The following is a 5888-nucleotide window of genomic DNA, read 5'->3' as shown; positions in this document are numbered from 1 at the left end:
GGTACGACTGGCACGGGTACAACGGGTACAACGGGTACAACGGGTACGACTGGCACGGATACAACGGGTACGAGTGGCACGGGTACAAGCGGTACAAGCGGTACGACAGGTACGGGTACAACGGGTACAACCGGTACAACAGGTACAGACACAACGGGTACAACCGGTACAACCGGTACTACATCGACGCCGGCTGATACTAATTCTGGAGTTTTGAGTGCTCGGCGCGATAGCCCCAACAATTTGGGGTGGCTGGGAGCCTTAGGCGCGTTTGGTTTGATCAACTTGTTTCGGAAAGGCAGTACACCGTCCCATCGCTAGTTTCGGGCGATACCCTACGGGATAGCTTTGCTTTACGTAATTTTGAAAACTTAGAGGCTTAGAAATTCATGACTTCACTTAATCGCAAAAGTTTGTTCAAAAAATTGGTTACTGTTGCCGGAATTGCCGGTGTGAGTTCCTTGATAGCTGTGCCAGGATTCGCAGAATTAAATCGCCAGACTCACGGCTTCAGCCAGTCGGGCGATCGAGTTTTCGATCTTGCTCAAAACGATTCCAACAATCTTAATCCTCCTGACTCTCCTGTTAGCGATCCCAACAACAATAATAGTCCCGGCGGTGGTTCTCCCAACAGTCCAAATACCCCCAGCAACAACAATCCGGGCCGTTCTCCCAACAGTCCAAGAGGTGGCGAAACTTCGCCTAATTCTCTCAGCAGCAGAGACAGAACCTTTGTCATGCAAGCAGGTCAACTTGGTATGCTGGAAGTGGAGCTCGGCAGATTGGCAGTCCAACGCGGTTCTAGTGCTGGTGTGAAACAATACGGGCAAGAAATGGTAGAGGAACACACTCGGGCAAATCAAGAGCTGATGCAGTTAGTAATGCAAAAGCAGGTTGAATTGCCAGCCGATATGAGTACCCAGAACACAGCTTTGATGGATCGACTTTCGGGACTCTCCGGTAGAAGTTTTGACACTGCTTACAAGCAAGCGATGATCGACAGCCACAATCAGGCTATTGCTCTGTTTCAGGCTCAATCTCAACAGGGACAAGATCCCGACTTGAAGGCTTGGGCTACCCAGAAGTTGCCGAACCTTCAGGCGCACTTGCAAATGGTTAACCAAATGTTGGCAGATACCAGCCAGCCATAATATGAAGTAGAAGAGGTAGAGTCCGATCGCGTTTTAGGCGATCGGACTCTACCTTTTGTGTTTTGAGAGGGAAGAGCAATAAATTCTTTGAAACCCTATAATTTTTGAGAACAATGGAAGATTTTCTCCGCAGCTTGTTGGGCAACAATATTACAGCAACCTGGCTGTTATTAATCGTAGGGTTTTGCTGGATTGCTTACATACCCGGTCGCCTGAGAAATTAAAAATTATCAATTAAAACTTCAAAATTAAGTGGGTAGGCGCAAATAAGCCTTAGCCTGCAACAGACCTATTGTAAGATGCCTCAAACCCTCAGATTTTCTACCGTATTTCATGCGAACTCTCCGGGGAACCCTACAACATAGTCTAAATTAATCGTTTTTTAACAGACAGGCGTACGATCGCCCGATCGCGGAAACAAAAAAGTGCGATCGGGCGATTTATTCAAACAATACAAAATTAATTAGTCTTCAGTTTCCACAAAAACACTCACAGCCGCCACAGCGATTAGCATTTCATCATTTTTATCATTCAGAGAGGCGATCGCCCTTCCTGCCACAATCATGCCCCCTTGCTCCACAATCAGAGTTTTGCTGCCAAAAGGGAGTACGGCCAACACCTCTTCGGCGCGCACTTGTTCCGGGTAAGGAACGGCGACCTTAACCTCAACAATCATCTGATTGGGGTCGCTCAAACCTGCCACTTCCCAGACGCCTAGGAGAGCATTATTGGCGATCGCATTCCGTACAGCCCTTGCACAGGCTACAGTCGGTTCCTGCCCGTGCTGGTCTATACCCATCCCCATTTCAATGATGAAACATTTGCGTGCCATAGTTGCCCTTTGGTTGATTTTTGTTTGTAGTCGTTAGCGAAGCCCTCGAAGAGGATCGCACTTTTCCCCAAAACAATTATCAACCAAACAGACCGCTCTTGATATTATTTTATAAATAGATATAACCAGATAATAATCCCAGTTAAAAAAACAATGGAACTGTGCGCGATCCAAACTTATATCGAATCAGTCATTTCCAATTCTTCAATTCTTTAATCTCAAATCTAAAATGGTATAACTTATGGTAATATAACCAAATTCACCATTCCTCGCGGACTGCAAAACTCATCGCCAGCTTGAATCATGGATAGTTTTCTGCCAATTGCCTACTTTCAAAACCAATTTCTCCCATTTACCGACGCCAAAATTTCCATAGCCACCCACGCACTGCACTACGGAACCGGAGTTTTAGGCGGGTTGCGGGGAATTCCCGACCCCCAAAATGCCGATCGAATCTTGCTATTTAGATTAGACCGCCACTGTCAAAGATTAAGTCAAAGTGCCAGCTTCCTCCACTGCGATTTGCCAGCCAGCAAAATACAACAAATAATCATTGATTTTGTCCAGAAAAACCAGCCAACAAAATCATTTTATATCCGCCCTTTCGTCTACACATCCAGTTTAGGAATTGCCCCCCGACTGCACAACGTAGAAACCGACTTTTTTGTTTACGGATTAGAACTCTCAGACTATTTGCCCAAACAAGGAGTCAACTGTAGAATTAGCTCTTGGTACCGCCAAGAAGACCGCAGTTTGCCCTTAAGAGGTAAAATTAGCGGTGCTTACATCACCTCAGCTTTAGCCAAAACAGAAGCAGTAGAATCCGGCTTCGACGAAGCAATTATGATGAACACTCAGGGAAAAGTCAGCGAAGCTTCAGGAATGAACATATTTGTCGCCAGAAACGGTAAATTAATTACTCCCGGTTTCGAGCAAGATATTCTCGAAGGAATTACCAGAGACAGCGTTATAACTATCGCTAGAGACTTAGGAATTGAAGTCACAGAAAGACCAGTTGATAGATCGGAACTGTTGATTGCAGACGAAATTTTTCTCTGCGGAACCGCAGCCAAAATTACGCCAATTAACCGAGTAGAAAACTATCAATTGCCCAAAAACCGACCCATCACCGAAAAGATTTTGGACAAACTAACCGGAATTATCGAAAATCGCGACAGCAAGTATAAAGACTGGGTATTTCCGATCGATCTTAATTAACCGAAAATACCTGTCGTAGAAGCGAGTTCACTCGTTACCAGGCAGAGCCTGGTAAAGCAGATCGGGAGGCTCTGCCTCCACATTTCATGGCAGCAATTCGAGGCAGAGCCTCTGGATATCGGTTCCCAGGCAGAGCCTAAGAACCAGTTGTTGTGGAGCAGGCATCTTGCCTGCTTCCTGCTAGGAACTACCCGCACAAAACAGCAGCGTGATGCCGAATGTGATCCTCCATAAAACTCGCTATAAAATAATAGCTGTGATCGTAACCTTCCTGCATCCTTAAAGTTAGCGGCTGTCCCGCTTTTGCACAAGCCTCCGCGAACACTTCCGGTAACAACTGCCCGTCAGCAAGAAACGAATCAGCCGTCCCGAAGTCAATCAGAATCGGGCGGTTATATGGTGCTGCCACAACCAATTCGCTAGCATCCCAAGCCTTCCAAATCTCTTGGTCGCTGCCGAGGTAGTTTGCAAAAGCTTTTTGTCCCCAAGGGCAGCGCATTGGCGCGGAAATAGGCGCAAAAGCGGAAACTGAAAGATAGCGATCGCCATTTTTCAAAGCGCAAATTAACGCCCCGTGTCCGCCCATCGAATGACCGAAAATTCCCTGTTTTTCCGGTATCGCTGGAAAATTTTCGGCGATTAAATTCGGCAATTCATCAACCACATAACTGTACATTCGATAGTGAGCATTCCAAGGTGCGGCTGTCGCATCAACATAAAAACCCGCACCACTTCCTAAATCCCAATCGTCATCTTCTCCAGGAATACCAGTCTGGCGCGGGCTAGTGTCGGGCACAACCAGCATTAACCCGTATTTTGCCGCCAATTGCTGCGCTCCCGCTTTTGCCATAAAGTTCTCTTCCGTGCAGGTTAAACCTGATAGAAAATACAAAACTGGTACGGGTTGAGATAAAGCTTGCGGCGGCTGGTAAACAGCGAATTTCATCTCGCTGTTGCAAGCGGAGGATTGATGACTGTAAAAGCCTAGTTGGCCGCCGAAACTTTTATATTCTTTGTGCAGTTTTAGGGATTCAGAGAGCATAATTGGAAATTGGGAATTAATCTGTATTACATCCGTTACAAAATCCGTTGCCGAACTTCTTCCTTCAAAAAGTCAAAACTGTGCGAATTACTTCGCCTTTGTGCATTAAATCAAAAGCTTCGTTAATTTGTTCGATCGGCATTACCCGAGATACCAAACTATCAATATCAATTTTACCGTCCATGTACCAATCAACAATCTTAGGAACATCAGTTCTACCTTTTGCCCCCCCGAAAGCCGTACCTTTCCAGACTCTGCCAGTTACTAGCTGAAACGGGCGGGTACTAATTTCTTGACCGGCTCCCGCTACCCCGACAATTACGCTCACACCCCAACCTTTGTGGCAGCATTCCAAAGCTTGACGCATCACATTAATGTTGCCGATACATTCAAAACTGTAATCTGCTCCGCCTTTGGTTAAATCTACTAAATAAGGCACTAAATCGCCTTCGACTTCGCGGGGATTGACAAAGTGAGTCATGCCGAATTTTTCCGCCATCTCTCGCTTGTTGGGATTCATGTCTACGCCGACAATCATGTTAGCTCCCACCATTCGAGCCGCTTGAATTACATTCAAACCCACGCCGCCCAAACCGAAAACTACCACATTAGAACCAGGCTCTACTTTCGCAGTATTTATGACAGCGCCGATGCCAGTTGTTACGCCGCAACCGATCAAACAAACTTTATCAAAAGGAGCATCTTCGCGAATTTTTGCTACTGCAATTTCCGGCAATACTGTATAATTAGCGAAGGTAGAAGTTCCCATGTAATGGTAAAGTTTCTGTCCGTCTATAGAAAACCTGCTCGTGCCGTCGGGCATCACTCCCTGGCCTTGAGTCACGCGAATTGCTTGACAGAGATTAGTTTTGCCGCTCAAACAATATTCGCAGTTGCGGCATTCGGGAGTGTATAGAGGAATTACTCGATCGCCCACTTTGACACTCGTTACTCCCGCCCCAACTTCTGCGACTATCCCGGCTCCCTCGTGGCCTAAGATAGCAGGAAACAAACCTTCAGGATCGGCGCCGGAAAGAGTGTAAGCGTCAGTGTGACAAACACCAGTGGCTTTAATTTCCACCAACACCTCTCCAGGCTGCGGCCCATCTAGATCAACCGTTTCAATGCTCAAAGGTTTGCCGGCACTGCGAGCAACTGCTGCTTTTACTTTCATGCTTTCCCCCTGCGATCGATTTGTCAACAGACCAGTAAATATGTATTGTATTACTTAATCTCAAAATTCAGCAAATCTATGACAAAATTAATTGTAATTACCGGAGTCAGTCGCGGTCTCGGTCTTGCCCTGACCGAAAAGTTTATTGAATTGGGACATACAGTTTTGGGATGCGCCCGTTCTTCCGAAGCAGTGGAAAAGCTCAACAAAAAATATAGTTCGCCCCACAATTTTACTTGTTTGGATGTCGCCAACGACGATCGCGTAAAAGCTTGGGCCACAGAAATGCTGGCCAACTACTCGCCCCCAGATTTGCTCATTAACAATGCAGGTGTAACTAATCATCTCGCCCCTCTTTGGAATGTTAGTAACGAAGAATTTTCGTATCGGCTCAATAAATAGAGGGAGCAGTTATTCTAGTTGCCAAGACAAGCCCAAGGGATGAAGAGAAGATTTTTCGCGAATAATAGT

Annotated in this window: 6 protein-coding genes and 1 pseudogene; 4 read left to right on the top strand and 3 right to left on the bottom strand. The window is 46.2% G+C overall.

From position 1 onward, the window contains the following. Together E5S67_RS32900 and E5S67_RS30755 are read left to right on the top strand one after the other, a co-directional pair. A pseudogene (locus E5S67_RS32900) lies at nt 1–321 on the top strand (hypothetical protein); the annotation flags it as partial. Between the two features lie 68 nt (nt 322–389). After that, complete coding sequence (locus E5S67_RS30755; RefSeq protein ID WP_172193091.1) at nt 390–1151, top strand: DUF4142 domain-containing protein; 762 nt, start codon at nt 390–392, stop codon at nt 1149–1151. A 463-nt stretch (nt 1152–1614) separates the two neighbouring features. On the opposite strand, the gene E5S67_RS30750 is transcribed toward E5S67_RS30755, so the two are convergent. After that, entirely contained in the window at nt 1615–1983 is a 369-nt protein-coding gene (locus E5S67_RS30750) for a Lin0512 family protein (RefSeq protein ID WP_172193088.1), read from the bottom strand. Nucleotides 1984–2286: 303 nt separating this feature from the next. Here E5S67_RS30750 and E5S67_RS30745 point away from each other — a divergent pair, with 303 nt between their 5' ends. Then, nucleotides 2287–3201, top strand: coding sequence for a branched-chain amino acid transaminase (locus tag E5S67_RS30745; protein WP_172193086.1), 915 nt, complete (start codon nt 2287–2289; stop codon nt 3199–3201). 187 nt (nt 3202–3388) lie between these two features. Here the strand turns inward: E5S67_RS30745 and fghA are convergent, their stop codons facing one another. Together fghA and E5S67_RS30735 are read right to left on the bottom strand one after the other, a co-directional pair. After that, nucleotides 3389–4243: an S-formylglutathione hydrolase gene (gene fghA, locus E5S67_RS30740; RefSeq protein WP_172193084.1), complete on the bottom strand. Its 855-nt coding sequence runs from the start codon at nt 4241–4243 to the stop codon at nt 3389–3391. A 64-nt stretch (nt 4244–4307) separates the two neighbouring features. After that, a complete protein-coding gene (locus tag E5S67_RS30735) occupies nt 4308–5417 on the bottom strand; it encodes an S-(hydroxymethyl)glutathione dehydrogenase/class III alcohol dehydrogenase (RefSeq protein ID WP_172193082.1) in 1110 nt (369 codons plus the stop codon). Between the two features lie 78 nt (nt 5418–5495). Between E5S67_RS30735 and E5S67_RS30730 the strand changes: the two genes are divergently transcribed. Continuing rightward, on the top strand, nt 5496–5819 hold the full coding sequence (locus tag E5S67_RS30730; RefSeq protein ID WP_246277070.1) for an SDR family oxidoreductase: 324 nt from the start codon (nt 5496–5498) through the stop codon (nt 5817–5819). Nucleotides 5820–5888 lie beyond the last annotated feature (69 nt).

Source organism: Microcoleus asticus IPMA8, from assembly GCF_013179805.1.
Taxonomy (GTDB): Bacteria; Cyanobacteriota; Cyanobacteriia; order Cyanobacteriales; family Microcoleaceae; genus Microcoleus; species Microcoleus asticus.
Note: the sequence above shows the minus strand (reverse complement) of the source record. Positions and strands in the feature narration are given on the sequence as shown.